Here is a 20,493-nt window from a genome sequence, read left to right on the forward strand (position 1 = left end):
AAACGCTATGTTTTGACCCCGGCATCATGACATTGCTGTAAAGACTCTTTTTCGTTTACTCAGTTCTGCTATATGTCAGCTTATCTAACTGATTACATTTTCGAAATAACTCAATATACAGCATTAATTCCTCTCTGACAGTTATCCCCAGTTTTCGATTCATATTTGTATTATGCTTTCTTGCTGTTCCAATACTGATATAAAGCAATGAAGCAATCTCCTGTATCGTATATCCATCAACATAATACTGAAGAACCATCCTCTCTGACGGAGTCAGAGTTTCCACACGCAAAGCAAACGCCTTGAGCATTTCTTCTATATTCGGAGGAATGCCTCCATTTTCCAGTTTCTCCGTATTTCTTTTTTTCTGCATAAAATCAACCAGTGCATCCACTTCTGAAATGCCTGATAAGTTTTCGTCCGTCAGCGTATCCTCCTGCAGTGCTTTTAAACTCCGAAGAATCGGCTTCACAAAACGATGGGACATACCGACAGAAACAACCAATAATAAAATCAGGAATAACAACGTACCGATGATCCAGTCCCTTCGATTGTCCGCTGTTAATTTTTCATAATTCGCTTCTGATATCAATGTCAATACCGCAAGCGGCATCCCATTACAACTCTTCAATTCAAGCAGTTCATGCCTGCCTATATAATTCCCGAAAGCGGTAGAATATGTATTATAATATTTTCCTTTCTTCACTGTCATCGTTCCTGATGGTGAAAGATACGTTTCTTTTGTATCTCCGAACATCGCCTTATCCAGATAGATGTTTCCTTTTTTGTCCACAGGAGCCAGTACTGTCACTATATTCCCACAGGAACCTTCCACCATAGGATAAGACAGCCTGAAATACAGATTACTCATCTCCATACCGCACAAACCGCGTACTTTTCCGGTACTGTCTAAAACCGGGACATATAAAAGCTGCACATCCTCCCATGTATCACTCAGCTCCAGCCGGTCTGTCCACAGGCAGCTCTCTACCAGCCGGTTTCCATCAAACTGCATAATCTGTTCATACCCCGACAATGCGGACGTATCAAATTCTAAATTCCAACGGTTATGGAGCTGTACCTGCTCTGCTCTTGCAATATCAGCATTTCCCCTGAAAAAAACTACGTGCTGTTTGCTTGTATTTACTGCCTTTAAATCAGACAGGCGCAGGTAGATTCCCATGCGTGATATATCTGCATATTCCGTCTTCGTATTTACCGTTGCATCCAATACAACAAAAACTCCACTGCAATACTTCACGTCCAATGCCGATTTCAAGGAGGGATACAGTGCAGCCTCCAAATCCATAATCAGCTGAGGATTATCATTCAAATCTGAAAATGTCTTTCCATTGGCTGTCAGGCATTGGTTCAATTCTTTTGTAATATCTTCCGATAAAGAAATACTTCTCGCCATCATAATATCAGTCTGCTCTGTCATAGTTGACAACGTATTTTTCTGCTGGGCAGACAACATTTCCCGTACTTTAAAATCCATTCCCGGAAGGACTCCCAAAATACTGAGTAATAGAACTGTCACTAAAAAAATTGTTAAAATCACCACGCACCAATAAACAATCAGTCTTTGCTGCATACGGATGCTTTGTCTCTTTATTCCTTTTATAATCTTCCAAAAATTTATTTTCTTTTCTCCCATATGTCAGCCACCTCTTTTTGCCGATCCGGCAGACATTATTGTGTGTATGCTGCTTTGAAATCCTCTAATGTCTCTGAAACAAGTTTATCCATATCTTCCGGGGCTTCCAGCCACTCCAACCGCTTTACTGACAAGATTTGCCTGATAAGTTCTTCAAACTTTGTTTCCAGATCCAGATAGGAATCCAATTTCGGAGCAGTATAAAATGTATAATTCTCCTGCGTCTTTAAAAAAGCCTGATACAGGGATACATACATCGGATCACTTAACTTCTTGATCGCCTCCGGAAGGTAAATATCGAAAGCCTCCTGCTTTACCGGCATATATCCAAGACTGGTCACAAATTCTACATTCTTTTGGGCTTCTGTCAGCCATTTAAGAAACGTAATACAGGCCTTTTCTTTTTCCGGTGTAGATTTCACCGTACAAATGCCGGCACCTCGCTGCATGACCATCGTTTCCCCCCTGGCAAATACGGGACATGGCATGGAAACAATCTCTATTTTTTCCGATGTGTTATCCGCATAAGTAACTTTGTCAGAATAATATAACACACTGGCTGACGAAGCCACCGATACAATCGAATCTCCCGTTCGCAAAGGTTCCGTTGCATAACCGCTGCGAAGCCATACTCCTCCGGACAGTGCCGCTTTTGCATAAGGTTCCCATACTGTTTGAAATTCCGGTCCGAAAGCCAAATTTTCTCCCTTAAAGAAATTTTCACCCAGAGATTCTACACCTACCTGAAAATAGTTAAAATGATAATCATGAACGAAAAAATTCTTTCCATCATCAGGAATGTCCGGCGTCTGGTTATCTGTCCATGCAGCATATTGTTCTGCCATTGCGAAGAGTCCTTCCCATGTTTTTAAATCTTCCATCTTCGCTCCTGTTTCTTTCGCGAAACGATCAAATGCTGTTTTATTGATAAACATAACTTCCGTTGATTTTGCTACCGGCAAAATGGAAAGTCTTTCATGAATGACACCTTCTTCCAAAAAAGCCGGAATAAATTCGTTCAGTTCTTCTTCTGTAAAATAATCATAATAATCTACAAGTTCCGTATCATCCGGCATCGCCAGAACTGTTTTAGGATAGGAAACAAACATATCCGGCAGTTTAGAGGCTCCCGGATCTCCAAATGCGGATGCCAGTACATTTTCATGTATCGTATTCGTATTTGTAACACTGCCAACCTGTACTCGGATATTTTCCTCTTTTCCAATCGTTTCATTAAATTCATCAATCAAATCGTTTAATGGCGATTCTGTCTGTCCGCCATATACATGCCACAATGTAACGGTTACCGGATCTTCTTTTTTCTTCTGCCCACACCCTGTAAAAACTATAACCGCAATCATTACCAAGAACAGGCAGATTCTTCTCATAATATATCTCATATTATTTATCTCCTTTCCAGACAGTGTCTTATAAACAATCTGACATCTCAACAAAGAACAGAACCATCGGATCGAGACACTTTTACATAGTATATGATATCGGTTTTCAGAGTCTTAAGCACTCCCCATATGGGTAGTAAAATGCTATTTTTAAAATCCATTTATAATCAGATTTTTCTTTGTAACAGCTACCGCCAATTTCGTTTTGGAATCAAAATTCGTTTTCTGCAACATATTTTTGATATGCCATTTTACAGTTTCCGGTGATATACACAAGCTCTCTGCAATTTTTTTATAGGATTCTCCTTCCACCACTAATCGCAGAACTGCTAATTCTCCAGGTGTAAAATCACAGCTTTTCGCCGTTCCGATCATCACAACCGGCGGAGCATCCGGATACACGTTCTCCCCTTTCATCGTACGATCCATAACCTCCAACAGTTCTTCTTTACCGGCATCTTTATACCAAAAACTTTCTACTCCTGCTTTGCGCGCCCTGTCAATAAAACTGCACTCTACTAAAGAAGTCACGATAATTACTTTTATCTGGGGCATTGTCCTTTTAATCTTCTCCGCTGCCACAAGACCACTCTCATCATTCTCCGTACAGACATCCATCAAGACAAGTTCACACCTGCTCTGTCTGCATACGGTTTCTGCCATAGCTGCGTTTGTGATAGAAGCCGCCAGACAATACCTCCCACTGGACTGAATATAATTTTCCATATCTTCCCGAGCCATACGCTGGTCTTCCACGATTAGTACCCGTATCATCTCCGCACCTCCTTTGGTATCTTAACGATTATTGAAAATTTTGACTCCGCACAAATTCTCAATGTACCTCCACATTGCTCCACCCTTTTTCGTATACCGGATAATCCTCCTCCTTCTTTGACATCCTTCTCCGTTGTTTGTCCATTATCTGTAATCACCATAATCCATTCTTGTTCCCCACTACTGCATTTTACATACAGTTCGCTTGCCCCTGCATGGCGGACACAGTTGGAAAGTGCCTCCAAAAGTATTATATCCATCAGTTCGAAAATATGAAATTCCCAGACTTGTTCTCCTGTATAAATGATTTTCACACCCAAAATCTCCGCTCTTTCCTGCACCTGCCTGTGCAGTTGTTCGCCTTTCACAGACTCGTTATCTTTATTCAGCAAGTCTAATGTCTGCTTCCATTGCGAAAGAAAAACATCCCGGTCTGCTTCCGATTCGCGCAGCAACATCCGCTGTGCCGCCAAAACGCTATATCCCAGATTATCATGCACTCTCATTTTCATAGATAACATTTCTTCTTCTCTGGTCAGCGTTATTACATTCTTAGAAAGTTCTTTCATAGCCACAGACATTTCCTGAAGTTTCTGATTTTCTTCCTTCAGCAACACTTTGTTCCGATATAATTCCGACACTTCAGAAGCAAGAACTTGAAAAAAATGATCTCCGGCTGTCGTAATAATCTCTTTCTCTGAAAATTTCCACACACTTCCATCCGCAAAGCAGTATACTTTCAAATCAACATCATAAAATACATTCTCTTTCAGAGGATGTCCCAGTGCTTCCTCCAGTTCTGTAATATTCTGTATATCTCTTCCCGCCAGATTCTGGCAAATTTGATACATTTTTCGATTCATCAGTTTAGGCATTCCGTTCCCATCAAAAAAAACAATTCCACTCGGCAAATTGTCCAAACTTTCCTGCACTGCATTTTCCCTCAGGCAGTTCTTGCGGTACTTATAAATTCTAAAAATCTTCAATCCCACATATAAAAAACCGCAAATTCCTATAACAATTAAAATCACATACGGTATTTTAAATAATATCATGGAATCTTCTTCGTAAAACGCCCGTTGCCACACACACAAGACAGCTGTTATAAGGAAAATAACTATAAGCAATACACTGTCCAGCAGCAACATCTTTCTTTGTCTTTTCCCTGTTCCTTCATAAATAACCAGAATCATACACAGCAAAGTCAAAAAAATAAAAAAACAAACAATCGTAATCTGATACTCCGGTGAACAGTTTTCAAATGTTTTTATCATTTGCCGCCACCTCCTCCCAGAATCAGAGAAAGCAGCCATGATCCGTCAAAATCCTGCTCCGCATAAGCTCCATATCGTCTTGCAATTTCCTGCAGATCTGTTTTGCATTCCACACTCATAGACATGATGATCCGCGCCTCTCTGCATTTCAGATTTACATTAAATGCCGACAGATCTTCCAAAGATTCCTCTATGACTGCTTCAAAAAAATCATAAATCTGCATAGCATCTTCACTTCGTATTTCTTCTAACGCGGTGGAAAAACCTGCCTCAACATGATTCCATTCCAGATTCTTTATCGTTTCCCTGAAACATAACTCCAACTCTCTTATCGGAAATTTTACTGTCTGCTCCGCAATAAAAATAAGATTACTACGCCTTTTTATATAGGCTCCGATCACAACTATCTTCCCTAATATTTTTTCCCTTTTGTTCTCATCTTCTTCCATAGAATATGCTTCAATGAATTCCGTCAAAAGTTTACTCTGCCTTGCCGTCTGTTTCTGTATTTTATCATACAGCTGATTCTTCACAGAAAGTTTTTCTACTTCTCTTTTTGTTCTCAGATTTTCTTCCTCAATCAGATTCGCATCTTTTAATTCTTCCTTCCGATCTTCAAGCTCTCTTACGATTTCCTGTAATTCTGACAGGTTTTCCTTCCACAACACATAGCCTCCCAAAATTGGTTTTCCCGACAGCCTGATCCCATTTTCTAACATGATCGGACATTGAACTACCTGCCTTACGATTTCCGGTGCAATACATTCCGAATCCTGAGATTGATAAATGCATTTTCCACTCTGATCTGTAATCTGTGCTGAAATTGTAGATGCTGCAAATAATTGTGCGTATCCTGTATTGGAAGGAATCAATCCGCACTGGATGCAGCTTTCAATGATCAAAGCAAACAGAAGGCATAATGCAGCTGTCATATCGCTTGAAAATATTTTCCAGAAGGGCAGATTCAGATAATAGGCGATGCCATAGACAACCGACAGACCATAAGCACCAAAAGGCATCCAAAGCATTTTCCTGTTTTTAATTTTTCTACACCTTAATAGAATAATCAAGAGTGCCACCAGCAGACATCCAAGATCCCAGGCGACTATAGCATAATACATTGCTCCATATCCATAGACTCCTACTTCATAGGAAGCTGCTTCCCCCAGTCTTCCCTCCGGGAAAGTAAAAACTAACTGGTGCAGATCATTTGTTAATACAATCCCTATCAGAAACAATGCCGGAAAAAACAGCAGACACCGTCTTTCCGGTAATTTATAATTCTCCGGCTGCCGTATATAAAATGCCAGATAAAGACTGACCGTAGGGAGTAACAGCATAGGAATATAATAAAGATACCAGGCGTAGCGCAGTGCTGTCGGCATCTCATACGGTATTTCAAATTTACACATACGAACGAGCATCCAAAAAACCATCATCACTGCAATCATTATTAAACAACGACGGGGTTCCTTTTGGATAATTCTCTTTTGAAAAGAAATCGCCCATACCAGATAAAGTCCTATATAAATAAAAGGCCTTAAAAGGTGACAAATAGATTGCAGATAAGGATTGGTAAAGGACACATAATGAAGCAGAACTGCCACACCTACGCATAGTGCTACACTTCCGACGTATACTGTAAATTTCTTTTTCTCTGACACTGTGCGTACTCCTTCCTGTTACATTTTGCACTATATCTTGTTTGCAGTATATCATAATCTACATTCCAAATTATATCTTTTATTTTTTGGTGTATGTACAAAACTCGACTTTGCCATTGCAGCTATATCTCCAACTCCATTTTTTAATGCAATGCTTTGGTCGGACAGACCTTCGTACATTCATAACAGAGTATGCACTCCGTTCCTCTCTTTCGTTTGCGGGATTCCTTATTGACCTCCACATTCATTGGGCAGACACGCAGACATTTTCCACAATGAACACATTTGCTTTCATCGCAGTGAACACGCAGAATTGAAAAACAGTGGACCGAATATCTTCGCGACTGCGTAGTGGATTGTTGCCGCCTCAAAAACACCAAGAAAATGTCGGGCATAGCGTTTTCCTGCAGTAAAAAATGCTGTTCCCAACGCAAGGCATCCTCCAATGTAGCTGAAATTCAACAGATAAAACAAGTTTCCTTTAGCCTTCCACAACGTGATTGCCACTGTCTCAAATAACAAAAATAATAGAAGTGACGCTATATATTTGCGAAGCACATTATTCTTTCTCATCATTATCCTCTTGCTCCTCTGATTTCTTATTTTTTCTCAGCACATCAATTGCAGGGCCGATGCTAACACCCATCATAACCCCCAGACACATTCCAAGACCAATATCATCTATTAAAAACCCAATAACTATACCTAAGCTTAGTCCGATAGCAATCCAGTAAAATATCATGTTCTTTTGCAGTAAGAGGTAAAATCTTATCTTCCCATATATCCTGTGCATTAGCTAAATCAATAATCCTGTACTCATTGATTTCATACTGTCCTGGTAATGGAATATACTCTTCTATAAATGAATCTTCTATTTCTTCAATAAGTTCTGAATTATCTTCGCCATCATCTTCTAATTTAACCTTCATTTTCTATCATCCCGCTAATTTTCTATAATCTCCCAGTAGCCGCTCTTAGGCGATCCATGTCTTATAAGTATGGATGATGTTTCGTTTTCCTTCTGTCATTTGTACACGATGTACAGGTATCTTTTGTCTTGCCATAATAAAAGGTCCTCCTAATGATATTTATTTTATCATAGAAGGACCTTATAAACATTATTTTACAGAAAAAGTTTCATACTCTCTTTATATACGTTATGAAATAAAATTTCTATCTCTTGAATAATCACAAAATGTTGCCATTTTGTTGCCAATCGCTAAACAAATTTGTTTGTAACCCGCATGAATACTGGATTTCTATGATTGCGTGGATTATTCAAACTCTTGGGCGGAGAGATTTATCTGGTTGTTTCTTGGTACACATTTGTGTGTTTTATTCTCATATTCATCACATTTTGCATTTTTGTGTACCTCGTCCAAAATTTTTAGAGCCAAAATGGAGCCATATAATACCTGTATTCCAAACTCCTATGACTTATGCATAGCATAAAAGTAACTCCTTTTATGCTATACTTTTCTTTAATTCTGCAATAAATTCTTCAATTTCTTTATCCATTTCCTGCATTATCCGATAAAAATTCCTAACCAACATTTTACCATCAATTCCTAAAAATTTTCTCAATTCTTCAAACCAATCATGATAATCATTTCCATCAATGGTTGCTAACATAGTAATAATTTGCTGCTTTTCTTTTCCAACGATTTCACAAAACTTCTCGAGATTTTCCGGCACATGTAAATACTCCCTATATAACTCTTCTAGTGCTTTACTCCCTGGTAAAAATAACCATTTCCAATTTAATTTTGATGTATCTAATCGTTCCCTCATGTCTCCATCGTAAATTCCTATAAAATTATATTTTATTTTATCACTTGACGGAAACTCCAATCGATAAGTTATAGCCTTTTCTCCACCTTCAGCTACATCGATCGTATACTTTTTTAAAATATATGGTGCCTTATCCTCTAAAATAATTGATAGAAAATCATATGCTACCCTATCCTCAACAAATAATGTTCCCGTATAGCTTTGTGTAATACCTAATATATCCTCTGCCATCATATCGTCATCAGGTTTAGTAATCATAGCCATATTTCCCATTCTACTTACTATTCGTATATTACTATTTTTTACATGTTCTACCAAATAAGGCGAATGTGTCGTAACAATTGCCTGAATTCCTTTTTCTGCTATTTGTTTTCCCAAATAGTTTGCAAAATGAATTTGTGAACATATACTTATATATGTTTCAGGTTCTTCAATAATGACAATTGTTCCCGAATTACATTTATTTATGTACCAAAACAAATAAAAAAGAAAATGTTCACCTCGCCCCATACTTCTTGAATCATACTCTATTTCATCAATAGTGACATTAAAAAATGGAACTATTCCTATCCCTTCAATATCTTCAAATTCCCATATTTTACATGATTGATATCTTTTCCCCGTCAGATAACAAATATCACTGATCTGTTCTGGTAATAATTCATATTCCTCATTTTGTTCAAGCAACTCTTCAAAATTTGCTTGTCTTATATGAAATTCTTGAATTTGAATATTCTCATCACAATCCAAGTATTTAATGCTATCCAAATCATATCCTGTATCATACAAGCGTTTTCCATTACAATTCGAGCAGGAAATTTTCTTATTATCACATTCGAATTGTCCATTAACTGTAGCGGATTTCAATTTATGTAGATCACTTTCGCTTAAATTTAATCCTAATAAATCTTTTACAGCCGCTATAATAGTACTTTTTCCTGCTCCATTTAAACCGCATATTGCCGTAATGCCCTTTGAAAAGGATATCTCCTGTAAATTATTTAGCCCATTGAGTTCTACGCTTAATAAATTTCTACTATATTTTCTTTTATAAACTTTATCCCAATAATCAGTTTCTTTTGCTTTTCTCATCTAAAAATTTTCTCCCCAATTATACTTTTCAACAATTTTCTCAAGCGTATAATTAAAATTCTCCACTTCAGCAAAAGTGTCCATCGTGTACTGCAATAGTTCCGACTCTTCGTTCCATAGCATATCTCTAAAAAGTGTAATAATAATGTCTCTATATATTATTGAAAGAGCATCTGTACTTCCCATACTGGTTCTCTGATTAAATGTATTTAACATAACTTCAAAAAACGAAACTTGTTTTTGTAAACTTAAGAAGGTCTTTATATATTTATCATCAACTTTTTTATACTTTCCTTTTATATAAGCTCTACAAAATTCCATATAACTAATAGTATTTTGTAAATCAGTTGTTTCTGAATCCAGATTTCTACGAATATATACAAACCAACTAAATATCGTTGCTTTATTAAATGAAAACTTAAAATCCTTCCATTCTGAAACACATATCATAAATTTTCTTAAAGTTTCATCAACAATCTCAATACACTCATCTGAAAACGGCACAGCCTGTCGATATTGAAAAGATATGTCATTAGACGTAATTTTCTTCTTAAGTGTATGGGTTTCAACCGCAAAACAGAATTTTGATATTATCTCATCATATGCTAGGCGCGAATTTGAAAAACCTATGGTTTCTTTATCTGCTCCCAACGCAACAAATTTATTTGATAATTCTTTCACTTGATCCCTAGTAACGCCAATATATGCATTTCTTTGTTCTGCAGATGTTAATGCAGTAGGTTGATTTAGTCTATAGAATAATTCTGCTGGTTCTTCCGGTCTATACTCTGTTAATCTTATGATTACAACACTATACTGTCTAAACTGCCTTTGCCATTTTAACGGAAGATCTCTGTAATGCATTCCATTCAAATTTGCTATTTCCTGATCTTCTGGCAACACTGTTCCATCAACACAAATAATATTGTCAAAAAAATCTCGTATTGCAGCAAGTCTCTGCTGACCATCTAACACTTCATCCACAGATTGTGCATTATGGATCACATGTATCGGAGGGATTTTCCACCCACGCAATATTGAATCAATAAGTTTTTGTTTTTTTTGAATAGTCCAAATCTCGCCTCTCTGAAAATCCGGCTGTAAATCCATATCGCCATTTTTTATTCTATTAACAATCGTTTCAATTTCTAAATCTGTTGACTCGCATTTCATATTCTTATCCTCATTATATAGTCATATTTATCCAATATCTCTCAATTTATTTACAATACATATGATATGAGGGTCAAAAGGTATTTTTCCCCCTCATTTATGATTAATCAGATTACTACATGCTACGCATTCCCGTAATCTGATCATCATACATATAGTTTAATATATCATTCATGCTGGTTTTTATACACTCGTTATATCAATTTCAATAGGATTTCCCCATCGATCTACGCCTTTGATTAATAGAGTTCCATTTATCAAAGTAAATATCTGATATTCATTTGTATATTTACCATAATAATCTCGTTCAAATTGCGCATCCCCAATTATATCAATTGACGAATTATTTGTTTCAATTCGAGGTACTATCTTCAGAATATCATTATACCGAGTTTTTCCCATAGATGATACTAAAACTCTTGCCTCATGCATATATTCATTCTCCAATTTAAAATGCATGTATTCTCTAATTGCACATTGTGAATTTGCAAAGGTACTAACATCAACTCTATCTTCCAAAATAACACCTTCTTTCTGTATAATCTTTAAAAATATTACTATTATTTTTTTCTCAATACATTTGAAACCGTTGATTGGGCTACATCTAACATGGCAGCCTCATCCCACTGTTTATCATGTGGTTCAAGCTGCACTATTCCTCTTTTTAATCCTAATGACATAGCAATCTCCTTAATATTACATCACAATTTCACTGTCGAAATATTGTTCCTGAAAATGAATCTGTCTCCTGATTTCTTCCTTTGAAAAAGTTACTCCGTCTGGCACAACTACCCACTTTTCTTCTATATCATCTTTTCTCCGAACAATGGCAATAATTTTACCTGTAAACTTCTTTACTGGTTCATTTACACCTAATATATAAGCGTCCTGCTCTTCTCCATCTGGTGCCATAACTCCTTCAATGTAACCATAATTTATTGGATAATACATATCCTTATATTCAGGATGATAACTTCCTAATGGTCTATCGACTGTGACAGTTACTGTTGTTCCAATTATAGAAATTATTTTTACCTGTAAATACTTCTCTATCAATTTCGGCTGTATCAACGGATATGTCCAGTTCTCAGGCAACTCATCCATAAGCACAACTTTCTCCATTTCGCTATGTAATTCTTTCGCAAACTCTGTTATCTCTGCAAAACAAAGCAGTCCAAATGTTTCTTCACCTGTATCATTTACTCTAGTCTTACCTGTCACCGAATATACACATATTGGTTTTATCTCAAATTTGATAGCTCCAGTCTCTTCCTGCAACTCCCTTTTAGCTGTTTCAAAAATATCCTCTCCAGCTTCTCTATGCCCTCCCGGCACTTCATATGTATCTCTTTCTTTATGTTTGCAGAAAACCCACTTGCCATTACTTTGTGAGATAATTACTGCAAATTTTAATAGTTCATCATTAACTGTATCATAAAATTTTACTTCCATCACATTTTCCCTTCCCATTCCAGCATAAACTCATTCAGAAATTCCTGCATTACAACCTGTCTATGTTCTGCCAGTTTCTTTCCCTCAGTCGTATTCATCATGTCTTTTAACAAGAGCAACTTTTCATAGAAATGATTGATGCTTGTAGAATCTTGATTATTCCGATACTCTTCTTTGTTCATTCCCATTTTAGGTTTTATTTCCGGATCATAAATCTTTCTTCCCCTACTACCACCATATGCAAGTGTTCTGGCAATTCCAATAGCTCCTATAGCATCAAGTCTGTCTGCATCCTGCACACATTTTCCTTCTATGGTATCAGGTACGACTGAATCAGCTCCTGCAAATGAAACTTCATCTATAATTTTGCATACCGCCTCTATCCTTTTACCATCTATTTTGTTAATTGTCATAAAATCAACTGCATTTTTCTTGGTAGCATAAGTGTCCGGAGAAAGCTTAATATCGTCCACATCATGTAACAGAGCCGCCAACCGCACTGTTTTAACATCTGCATTTTCCTGTTTTGCGATTTTAGTAGCCAGTTTATATACTCGTATCGTATGATAATAGTCATGACCACTACTGTCTCCCGAAAATATACTTTTTATAAATCTCTTTTCATTATCTGTCATCTTTTCTCCTAATCAACCTAACAACGCAATATATTGATTTATGAAAGTCATTACTCTCCCCACAAATAGAGCCAAACCAGAGCCATTTGATAAAACAAATGCCGGAAACCCGTATAAATACAGGCTTTCGGCATTTTAGTCCGTTATTCAAACTCGCAAATAAAATCTTATCACTATACACTTTTGTATAGGAATTATGGTTCTATCTGGTTTTATATGTGTTCCACTGTCCAAAGTCCACAGACTGTACTGAACGGTGTTATCAATTTGTTATCACATCTTTGTTATCAATCAAAGATTCTCGTGATATCCTGATATCGGTTAACTACACGATAAATCTCTACATATTCGTTACCGACCTTGTAGATAATAACATAATCTTCCCATATCGCATATTTATAATCTGTCCGAAAGCTGACCCGTTTAGAGAGATCCGACCCCATTTCAGGAAACATCTGAAGGTTTTCAAATTTACCGTAAATTTCCTTTATGGTCTTTGCTGCATATTCTTCGTTATCTTCAGCAATATAATCTCGGATGTTTTTCAAATCCTTTGCAACAATCGGATTGATCCGCAGTTTTAACATCTTATTCCCCCACAAGTGCTTTTAATTCATCCAGATCCAGCCAGCCTTCTCCGTCTTTCACTGCTTCTTCAGCTTCCTGCAGCTTCAAGAGAAGCTTTTTCTCTGCACGGTCACGCTCATAATCTTCAATATCCATGACAACGAAACGTCCTCTGCCATTCTTAGTCAGATATACTGGTTCTCCTTTATGACAGTTCTTCAGGACTTCATTATAATTTCTCAAATCAGATACTGGTAAAATATTTGCCATATTCTTTCAGCTCCTTCCTTTGATTTTAAATTGTTTCTGCTACTTCTATTATACACAAAAAGCTGTAAAATTCAACGTAGATTTTTACAGCTTTTATTTTATCATTTCTATATACTTTTATCGCAATCTATTTCAAATATTGAGAAAAAATCGCCTCCAATTCTTTATTTCCTTTCAAAAATTCATACTCTTCTTTATTTTCAATTTCTGTAGCTAATGCACGAACAAAATTATTTCCAACGCCTGAAAAAGACTTTCCCTGTACTGTATCCACATATCTGTAATATAAAGGTGATTCCACCATCTTCCATGGCTTCTGTGACTCCATCAGTACTTCTTTTATCAACTGAATACATTTTTCTACATCCTTTCGATACACGGCAATCAATAGATATGGTACTACTTTACCGTAATCCCACAGACCAAATAACGATACCATATGTTCTGTGATTTCGGCAATCTCCTCTGCTTTACAATGATTTCCGGTTTCTTCTTCCATTTCTATCAACTTATACAGATAGTTTTGTATATTCGTAACTGTCTGCATCAGTTTTCCCTCTAAAAAGAACGCTGCAATATCTGTCCCTTCCTGGTGTGCTAGTACATTCGTTTTCATAATTGTGGCATCTATCACAGTATCTGGAATTTTATCCAAAAAGATATTTGCTTCTTTATATTTTTCCATTTGTATATATTTCGCTGCAAGCATAAAAATACTGGAAATCCTTACCTTTTCATCCGGACTTTCAGCAGTTTGTTCCAGCCATTCAACAATCACATTATTACATTCCAACTTTTTCTCATCATCGATATCGGATAAAGTTAGCGCCGCATTTAAAACAGTAGCAATTGAATAAATCAACGAATCACAATGAGGATATTCCTTTATTTTATTTTTTCCCATCTCAAAGGCTTTTATAAAGCTATCCAATGAAACTTCCGAAAGCTCATTCACAAATTGTCCAATCTCTTTTTCTGTCAATTCTTCACGAAATGAAAATAGTTCATTCATATCAATTTTTAATAATCGAGCAATTGCCGGAAGTAATGATATATCTGGATATGTGTTTCCTTTTTCCCATTTATTTACCGCAGGAGTAGAAACGTCCAAATAATCCGCCACCTGTTCTTGTGTTAATCCCGCAGTTTTCCGATAGTTTTTTATCTTCTCACCAATTTGCATTGTTCCTACCTCCTGTTTATATTCTCATTATAGTATTTCTAATATGTGTTTACAATTGAGCCTTCGTTTAATTATGGCTTCGATTTCTTAACTATCGGTTAAAATCTGCGAGAAAAATGCTCTATTTTATAATTCTACAAATCAAAATATCCTTAAATTTAATTAATTCAAGAATACGTGCATCAGTACCCCAATTAAGAAGCAAATCATCGCTGTAACACCCGCACTGATAATAACCTTTAATATATTTTGATAAGGACGTTTTCCCACTTCAACTGCCTTATGAAGTTCATCCAATTTTTTTCCCTCCGTAAATGCAACAATTTCCTTATAGGTTTGTATATCATTTTTCTTTTTTAGTTTTTCAACCTTTAACGCCCAGTACTGTGTAATAATAAATAAAATTCCAAACGGAATATACGCATACCTTCCGAGCCACATAAACAAAGGTACTGCCGATATAATCAACACGGCCAAATGAACTGTATAGATGGAACCATAATAATTAAACTTTTTAATTTCTTGCTCGCTAATAATTTCTTTCATTTTCTCTATATCTCCTTTAATTAATTGATCGAGAGATACATTAAACAATGAACTAAGAAGTAACAAGCTATGAATATCAGGATAACTCTTTTCGTTTTCCCAATTAGAAATTGTCTGTCTTGTTACATATACCTTTTCTGCCAATTCCTCCTGTGATAGATGAAGCTCTGTTCGGTATTTTTTTATCTGTATACTCAGCTCCATATAATTTCCTCCCTTCGCAAGTAATTTGTTCTCTTGATCTGAGCCAAGAATAATCATTTTTTCATTATCTGTCTATCAAAGATATTTTACTTAACGGAAAACACAATGTCAAAAGAGTTTTACACTACAAAACTCATGCCTTTTCAGCAATTTTTATTTTCATATTTGTAAAGAGCAGCCTTTCGACTACCCTTTCTACTCACATATATACTCTTCCAATTTTCCACCTCTTTTGTAAGTTCTTTAACCTGTGCAGCCATTGCCCCAACCTTATTTTTTATCTGAAGAAACAGCGGTTTGATTTTTTTGTCCCGGTAGGTCGCTGCCCGTTCCAACGTTCCTGCTTCCGGTAACAACATTTTAACTATTCCATATTCTTTTATTTCCTTACTCACATTATCCATAATCGGCTGTAACTGTTCCCTGCGTTCTTCCAGGCTTTTTAATTGTTTTTCTGCTGTTTCTGCACACTTTTCTGCGGCTTTTTTATCTCTAAGCGCCTGTTCTTTACTTTCCTTCAAAAGCTGTACGTCTTCTCTGGATTCTACGATTTGTAAAGCCAATCCTTCGTTCTCTGCTGAGGTGCCCGCAGTCCAAAAGAAAACTATCTGAATGCACTGGCTGATATTTTTGATGTCTCTCCGCATGCACTGGCTGTCCCGGATATTGACAGCTATGTAGGACTTATGCATACCTTATTTACATTAGAAGACCTTTACGGACTTCATATTGGTGAGATTGACGGAGAACTCTGCCTCCGGCTGGACAAATCCAAAGGAACCACCTACCTTTCTATGTTTGATATGTTCCATGCATGGCAGGAAGAAGCTGAAAAGCTAAAATCCGGAGAAATCACTCAGGAAGAATATGATCAGTGGCGGTATAATTATCCGAAAAACGACAAATAAAAAACCAACGAAAAAGGCCTTACCAAATTGATTTCACTCAATTCAGTAAGACCTTTTTGTTGGTTTCACACATATTACCTGATAACCACAAGATTCCGGATAAATAATGCCAAAATCTCTCGTGTTATCATTTTGTTATCAAATAGAACTTTATCTGCCCTGAAATGCCCTTCTTATAAGGGATTCCAGAAAATTTTTATTACTCAAACTCGGCTCTGTCACGCAAAAACTTAACGGAATTCATTAAGGTTTTGCTTGCAATAAGCCTTATTTTTATTTCTATTACATAATTTCCACTGGCTTTCTGATGAACTGTTGCCAGAATGTTGCCATGGACTAAGTATAACACATAAAAATAAGAACGCAAAGATTTGTTTAATAAATACACAAAACACGAAACAATAAACTCTCTTTTCCACTCGATAAATATTTTCTTACTATTTCAGGCACTACTCTATATACACTAATCCCAACCAAACTGTAAGCCTATTCACACATTTTCTATACAAAAACTTATTTGCTTCTGTGCCTCTATCTTTAAATTTTTCAATTCAAATTTTGACTCATTTTGAATCGTATTCCACAATTTTAGTGACGCAATAATATATTCCTTCTCTTTTGTATATTCATACAAGCCCGTATATGCTTTTGCTAAATTTCGAAGTGTAAAATAATAATATTTATCTATTTTGTTCGTCTTTTCATATATTTCTTTTGATTTTTCTGAATAATTTGCAGATTTATTATAATCTTTCTTCTTACTATCCTCCAAATAGAATCTACCCAATTCACGCAATATACTTGCATATGAAATAGTTCCCTTAATATTAATATACTGCGTCTCCACAGAAATTATAGTTTTTTCAAAAGAGTCTTGCAAACATTCCTTGATCAGTTCATTATCTTCTGATTTAAATCTTAACAACGGTAACAAAATTCTTGCTTTTTGTGCATAAATATACGGATGTGTTGAAGTTTCTTCTATTTTAGAGAAATACTCATTTACTTGTTTTAAATTGTATTTTTTATTTGGTCTTGTCTTCCGATTAGTAACCAAGCCAACATTAAAATAGATATATGCTTCAAATGCTTCCAAAATAGCCAATTCATCTATAATATTATTTGGTTGCCACTCCTTAAATATATTATCTATCTGTGGATTCTTTCTTCTACAATCTTGTAATTTATTTTTCTTTATAGTCAAATCACGTTTATACTCAGAAATCATTTGTTGTTTTGATATATACTCGATTTTATTAGGTCTAAACTTTATCAATAAGTATGTTTTGGCAAATTCGTTAATCTGAACTTCTTCTCTCTGTTCCTCTAAAACCAACCCTGCAGTTAATGCATTTACTACTTGATCAACAATATTCATATCCGAATGACTTAATATCATCAGTGAGTATCTATCTATCGGATCATCATACATAACCAATATCTGTAATATCCGCTCTACAATCTCCTCTTCACCTTTAAATTGATTATATATTTCATCAAATGAATTTTTCGACATAAAACTCACAATATTTTTTACGGTTTCGGTTCCAATGGAATTTAATTCCTTTTCAATAACAGAAATATCTATCCCTTGATTTAATCTATGTAATGATAAGACCAAAACCAATGTATTTCCTTTACTCAATTTAACCAATTGCTTTTTATTATCTTCTGTTAATTCTATTGTTAGTGCATTTTCTTCTAAATACTTATTTATAAAATCACAACCTTCTATTTCATTAAATGTCTTTAACTTTAGTTGATAGTTGGTATCAATATGTTCTTCATTTCTTGATGTAAGTACATATTGAATGCTATTATTTGATTCATAAATAATGTAATTATTAATTTTTTCTTTTTCCTCCTGCGTCAATGTTTCAAAATTATCAATGACAATTAATCCTTTTTTATTATACTCAATAAGATCATCTGTACCCAAATATTTTCTGATTTCTTGCTTAATATCTTCCAGCGTACTAATCTGACTTCTCAATCTGTAATTATTTATTTTCCCGTTAGTATCATCAATATCAAGCACTTCCTCCTTTGCTGAAAAGAAAAGAATAAAATCAAACCATCTATCATCTCTCAACACCTTATTATTATGGTCTTTGATTAACTGCATAATAACTTCCGTAATGAGAGCAGTTTTTCCCATCCCCCCAAAACCTGTAATCAAAATATAATGCATTCGTCCAAATCCTAATTCATTTCCAGTAAGATAAGTTTTTACAAGATTAATTTCTTTTGTCCTACATACAAATTTATTTTTTTGTTTAGGCAACATCGATAGATTATTAATAATATTTACAGAATTGTTAATCGATATTGAAAGTCCATCTAAAACTTTTTGCAATTCATCCTTAGATGCCAACCAAAAATATTTACTGTCTATATATCCTTTCAGTATTGTGATGAACTTATCAGTTTCTTTATAATTTAAATCGCTAATACTAGCCTCTGGATGTGATAAGTTATTTCTAATTGTTCTATACTGTTCAGCTAAATACATGTACTCCTCTCGACTAGAAAACCTCTGTATCATATCCGAAAACAACTCTGCTCCAAAAACATATGTAATTGAAATTAATTCGGAGACTAGTATATATGCATCACTCTTCTCTTCTTTTATTTCAACTTTAATATTATTCTTACAATTATTATTTGTCTCAGACAATAATTTATACACTTTTTTAATTTGTCTTTCTTGAGACAAATTGGACAATAATGCATTTATCCTACCACTTAATATTGCTGATCCCCCGTTAAATGTACTTTTTTTACTATTAATTGCAGCCCGATACTTTTCGATAGTATCATATTTCTGAATAATAACTTCTGCAATATAACTTCTAAATCCAACTTCAAAATATTTTACTGCAGTATCCAATAATCTTACTTCTTCATTTGATAGATACATTCTTCACTCTTCTTTCTATTACATATTTTACACAAGTTAAAGCCATATTCTAAAACTACTAATTTAATATTTCTATCATACTAAGTATAAAATTTATTCTAAACAAAATCAACTATATGAACTGCTAAAAACTTCCTTATTATTTTCCCTTTCCATCAGTTACACTCAGAAAGCTCTTCTCAACTCATAATCCGGCTAATACGGAAAGGCGTCAATTCCAAATTGTAAGATTCATTTTTTAACTTTGTAAATGTAAAATTTCTTCCAGCATTTCATTCATTTCCATATCAGCTTACACATATTGTTATATTTGCATATTGCGACTTCAAACGGCCGGTTTTACGCGACCAAACGACCAAATTCCGTTTTCTAACGGTCGGCAACAATCAGCAAACCACTTATGCCGCGAAAGGCTCTTTACATGAGTAGCACATGATAGGCTTCTGCCTCTGGCAAACCGCTTTCGGCGCTGATTGCCGCTTTGCCAGGCCATCATGTGCGAAGGAGGCTCATGTCAAGAGCACCGTGGAATAATTGGTTTGCGTGGCAGCCGATATGCTCCAGAAACCGGCCGCTCAGAAACGGAATCGTGGCCGCTGAGCGTCGTAAAATGTAATATTTAATTATAACATCTATTTTATTTAGAAAGAAGCATAAAACAACATTTATAATTGTAACTTCCCCTTCATTTTGATATAATCATCCCATGGTGCTACCATAAACGGTAGGCGGTTAGTCCTTCTCCAGAGGGACTGTGACCCTCTGTTTACATAGAAATCCCCAGATTATCTGCGGAAATCTTGCTAAAGGAGGGGATGCTAATGTTGACTCTCGAAGGTCTGGTTGCTGTTATCAGCTTATGCTTAACAGCCTTTGGACTTGGTTACGCAATAGGATGCAATCACAAAAAGAAAATCAATAAAGAAATGCAAAAAAACCTTACTGACTGCTCTTTTGAACTGCTTCCCGTCAAGTAGACAATT

General features: G+C 35.6%; 20 protein-coding genes and 1 pseudogene. 2 read left to right on the forward strand and 19 right to left on the reverse strand.

Annotation, left to right across the window (positions count from 1 at the left end):
- Positions 1–55: 55 nt before the first annotated feature.
- The 18 genes from PGZ10_RS15895 to PGZ10_RS15980 form a co-directional block, all read right to left on the reverse strand.
- Positions 56–1,498 carry a helix-turn-helix transcriptional regulator gene (locus tag PGZ10_RS15895; protein ID WP_270541844.1) on the reverse strand — a complete coding sequence of 481 codons (1,443 nt, stop codon included), beginning with the start codon at positions 1,496–1,498 and terminating at the stop codon, positions 56–58.
- Positions 1,499–1,692: 194 nt separating this feature from the next.
- A complete protein-coding gene (locus PGZ10_RS15900; RefSeq protein WP_270541845.1) occupies positions 1,693–3,057 on the reverse strand; it encodes an extracellular solute-binding protein in 1,365 nt (454 codons plus the stop codon).
- Between the two features lie 150 nt (positions 3,058–3,207).
- Entirely contained in the window at positions 3,208–3,831 is a 624-nt protein-coding gene (locus tag PGZ10_RS15905; RefSeq protein ID WP_270541847.1) for a response regulator transcription factor, read from the reverse strand.
- The gene (locus PGZ10_RS15910) at positions 3,828–5,105 is read right to left on the reverse strand and encodes a sensor histidine kinase (RefSeq protein WP_270541848.1); all 1,278 of its coding nucleotides are present in this window, start codon (positions 5,103–5,105) and stop codon (positions 3,828–3,830) included. The genes PGZ10_RS15905 and PGZ10_RS15910 overlap by 4 nt, the downstream gene beginning before the upstream one ends.
- Positions 5,102–6,769 (reverse strand): histidine kinase N-terminal 7TM domain-containing protein, encoded by a 1,668-nt coding sequence (locus PGZ10_RS15915; RefSeq protein WP_330674330.1) that lies wholly within the window; start codon positions 6,767–6,769, stop codon positions 5,102–5,104. The genes PGZ10_RS15910 and PGZ10_RS15915 overlap by 4 nt, the downstream gene beginning before the upstream one ends.
- 143 nt (positions 6,770–6,912) lie before the next feature.
- Positions 6,913–7,164 carry a 4Fe-4S binding protein gene (locus PGZ10_RS16975; protein WP_416386976.1) on the reverse strand — a complete coding sequence of 84 codons (252 nt, stop codon included), beginning with the start codon at positions 7,162–7,164 and terminating at the stop codon, positions 6,913–6,915.
- Positions 7,061–7,345 carry a hypothetical protein gene (locus tag PGZ10_RS15920; RefSeq protein WP_330674331.1) on the reverse strand — a complete coding sequence of 95 codons (285 nt, stop codon included), beginning with the start codon at positions 7,343–7,345 and terminating at the stop codon, positions 7,061–7,063. The genes PGZ10_RS16975 and PGZ10_RS15920 overlap by 104 nt, the downstream gene beginning before the upstream one ends.
- A 101-nt stretch (positions 7,346–7,446) precedes the next feature.
- A complete protein-coding gene (locus PGZ10_RS15925) occupies positions 7,447–7,698 on the reverse strand; it encodes a hypothetical protein (RefSeq protein WP_270541849.1) in 252 nt (83 codons plus the stop codon).
- Between the two features lie 535 nt (positions 7,699–8,233).
- The gene (locus tag PGZ10_RS15930; RefSeq protein ID WP_270541850.1) at positions 8,234–9,652 is read right to left on the reverse strand and encodes an ATP-dependent nuclease; all 1,419 of its coding nucleotides are present in this window, start codon (positions 9,650–9,652) and stop codon (positions 8,234–8,236) included.
- Complete coding sequence (locus PGZ10_RS15935) at positions 9,653–10,825, reverse strand: DUF262 domain-containing protein (protein WP_270541851.1); 1,173 nt, start codon at positions 10,823–10,825, stop codon at positions 9,653–9,655.
- A gap of 183 nt (positions 10,826–11,008) precedes the next feature.
- Entirely contained in the window at positions 11,009–11,344 is a 336-nt protein-coding gene (locus PGZ10_RS15940; protein ID WP_270541853.1) for a hypothetical protein, read from the reverse strand.
- A gap of 177 nt (positions 11,345–11,521) precedes the next feature.
- A complete protein-coding gene (locus PGZ10_RS16690) occupies positions 11,522–12,277 on the reverse strand; it encodes an NUDIX domain-containing protein (protein ID WP_330674332.1) in 756 nt (251 codons plus the stop codon).
- Positions 12,277–12,912, reverse strand: coding sequence for an HD domain-containing protein (locus tag PGZ10_RS15955; RefSeq protein WP_055248363.1), 636 nt, complete (start codon positions 12,910–12,912; stop codon positions 12,277–12,279). Before PGZ10_RS15955 ends, PGZ10_RS16690 begins: the two co-directional genes overlap by 1 nt.
- Positions 12,913–13,199: 287 nt before the next feature.
- Entirely contained in the window at positions 13,200–13,499 is a 300-nt protein-coding gene (locus PGZ10_RS15960; protein WP_055248365.1) for a type II toxin-antitoxin system RelE/ParE family toxin, read from the reverse strand.
- Position 13,500: 1 nt separating this feature from the next.
- On the reverse strand, positions 13,501–13,749 hold the full coding sequence (locus PGZ10_RS15965; RefSeq protein ID WP_021905858.1) for a type II toxin-antitoxin system prevent-host-death family antitoxin: 249 nt from the start codon (positions 13,747–13,749) through the stop codon (positions 13,501–13,503).
- Positions 13,750–13,876: 127 nt separating this feature from the next.
- On the reverse strand, positions 13,877–14,932 hold the full coding sequence (locus PGZ10_RS15970) for a helix-turn-helix domain-containing protein (RefSeq protein ID WP_270541855.1): 1,056 nt from the start codon (positions 14,930–14,932) through the stop codon (positions 13,877–13,879).
- 162 nt (positions 14,933–15,094) lie between these two features.
- Complete coding sequence (locus PGZ10_RS15975) at positions 15,095–15,682, reverse strand: helix-turn-helix transcriptional regulator (RefSeq protein ID WP_248005109.1); 588 nt, start codon at positions 15,680–15,682, stop codon at positions 15,095–15,097.
- A 143-nt stretch (positions 15,683–15,825) separates the two neighbouring features.
- Positions 15,826–16,245 (reverse strand): hypothetical protein, encoded by a 420-nt coding sequence (locus tag PGZ10_RS15980; protein WP_270541857.1) that lies wholly within the window; start codon positions 16,243–16,245, stop codon positions 15,826–15,828.
- A gap of 21 nt (positions 16,246–16,266) precedes the next feature.
- Here PGZ10_RS15980 and PGZ10_RS15985 point away from each other — a divergent pair.
- Positions 16,267–16,590 (forward strand): annotated as a pseudogene (locus PGZ10_RS15985) (helix-turn-helix domain-containing protein); the annotation flags it as partial.
- Positions 16,591–17,080: 490 nt separating this feature from the next.
- Here PGZ10_RS15985 and PGZ10_RS15990 read toward each other — a convergent pair.
- A complete protein-coding gene (locus PGZ10_RS15990; protein WP_270541858.1) occupies positions 17,081–19,510 on the reverse strand; it encodes an ATP-binding protein in 2,430 nt (809 codons plus the stop codon).
- 821 nt (positions 19,511–20,331) lie between these two features.
- Between PGZ10_RS15990 and PGZ10_RS15995 the strand changes: the two genes are divergently transcribed.
- Positions 20,332–20,487 carry a hypothetical protein gene (locus tag PGZ10_RS15995; RefSeq protein WP_270541859.1) on the forward strand — a complete coding sequence of 52 codons (156 nt, stop codon included), beginning with the start codon at positions 20,332–20,334 and terminating at the stop codon, positions 20,485–20,487.
- Positions 20,488–20,493: the final 6 nt, after the last annotated feature.

This window comes from Coprococcus sp. AF102-57, assembly GCF_027686195.1.
GTDB lineage: Bacteria > Bacillota > Clostridia > Lachnospirales > Lachnospiraceae > Allocoprococcus > Allocoprococcus comes.

Coding starts and splice junctions, on each gene's coding strand:
- PGZ10_RS15970 (WP_270541855.1), bottom strand. CDS start 14,932: ATGCAAATTGGTGAGAAGATAAAAAACTATCGGAAAACTGCGGGATTA.
- PGZ10_RS15900 (WP_270541845.1), bottom strand. CDS start 3,057: ATGAGATATATTATGAGAAGAATCTGCCTGTTCTTGGTAATGATTGCG.
- PGZ10_RS15920 (WP_330674331.1), bottom strand. CDS start 7,345: ATGATGAGAAAGAATAATGTGCTTCGCAAATATATAGCGTCACTTCTA.
- PGZ10_RS15990 (WP_270541858.1), bottom strand. CDS start 19,510: ATGTATCTATCAAATGAAGAAGTAAGATTATTGGATACTGCAGTAAAA.
- PGZ10_RS16690 (WP_330674332.1), bottom strand. CDS start 12,277: ATGGAAGTAAAATTTTATGATACAGTTAATGATGAACTATTAAAATTT.
- PGZ10_RS15960 (WP_055248365.1), bottom strand. CDS start 13,499: ATGTTAAAACTGCGGATCAATCCGATTGTTGCAAAGGATTTGAAAAAC.
- PGZ10_RS15910 (WP_270541848.1), bottom strand. CDS start 5,105: ATGATAAAAACATTTGAAAACTGTTCACCGGAGTATCAGATTACGATT.
- PGZ10_RS15995 (WP_270541859.1), top strand. CDS start 20,332: ATGTTGACTCTCGAAGGTCTGGTTGCTGTTATCAGCTTATGCTTAACA.
- PGZ10_RS16975 (WP_416386976.1), bottom strand. CDS start 7,164: ATGCCCGACATTTTCTTGGTGTTTTTGAGGCGGCAACAATCCACTACG.
- PGZ10_RS15895 (WP_270541844.1), bottom strand. CDS start 1,498: ATGGATTTTAAAGTACGGGAAATGTTGTCTGCCCAGCAGAAAAATACG.
- PGZ10_RS15935 (WP_270541851.1), bottom strand. CDS start 10,825: ATGAAATGCGAGTCAACAGATTTAGAAATTGAAACGATTGTTAATAGA.
- PGZ10_RS15965 (WP_021905858.1), bottom strand. CDS start 13,749: ATGGCAAATATTTTACCAGTATCTGATTTGAGAAATTATAATGAAGTC.
- PGZ10_RS15925 (WP_270541849.1), bottom strand. CDS start 7,698: ATGAAGGTTAAATTAGAAGATGATGGCGAAGATAATTCAGAACTTATT.
- PGZ10_RS15975 (WP_248005109.1), bottom strand. CDS start 15,682: ATGGAGCTGAGTATACAGATAAAAAAATACCGAACAGAGCTTCATCTA.
- PGZ10_RS15955 (WP_055248363.1), bottom strand. CDS start 12,912: ATGACAGATAATGAAAAGAGATTTATAAAAAGTATATTTTCGGGAGAC.
- PGZ10_RS15905 (WP_270541847.1), bottom strand. CDS start 3,831: ATGATACGGGTACTAATCGTGGAAGACCAGCGTATGGCTCGGGAAGAT.
- PGZ10_RS15930 (WP_270541850.1), bottom strand. CDS start 9,652: ATGAGAAAAGCAAAAGAAACTGATTATTGGGATAAAGTTTATAAAAGA.